A 360-nucleotide genomic window follows, 5' to 3' on the forward strand; every position below is an offset into this window, starting at 1 on the left:
GGGAGGGGGAGAAGGGAGGAGAAGGGGAAAGGAGGAAGGAGGGAAAAGGAAAAAAGAGAGGAAGAGGGGAAGGAACAGGAGAAAGGAGGGGGGGAAAGAAAGAGGGAGGAGAAAGGAAGAGGGAGGAGAAGAGAAGAAAAGAGAGAAGAGGAAGAAGAAGGGAAAGGGGAAGAAAAGAAAGAGAGAAGGGGGAAGAGGAAAGGGGAGGGAAGAGAGGAGAGGGAGGGGAAGAAGGAGGGGAGGGGAGAGGAGAAGGAGGGGGAGGAGGAAAAGAAGGAGAGAAAGAGGAGGGGAAGGGAGGAAGGAGGGGGGATTTAATAAGAAGAGAGAGGGGAAGGGAGGAAGGAGGGGGGATTTAAT

At 53.6% G+C, this 360-nt stretch carries 1 protein-coding gene; it reads left to right on the top strand.

Annotated elements, in window-relative coordinates:
• Positions 1-318 (top strand): hypothetical protein (locus tag NR125_RS30355; RefSeq protein WP_256816902.1); only part of this gene is annotated, 318 nt, incomplete at its 5' end.
• Positions 319-360 lie beyond the last annotated feature (42 nt).

It is taken from the genome of Cytobacillus sp. Bac17 (assembly GCF_024519925.1).
In the GTDB taxonomy this organism is placed as follows: domain Bacteria; phylum Bacillota; class Bacilli; order Bacillales; family Cytobacillaceae; genus Cytobacillus; species Cytobacillus pseudoceanisediminis.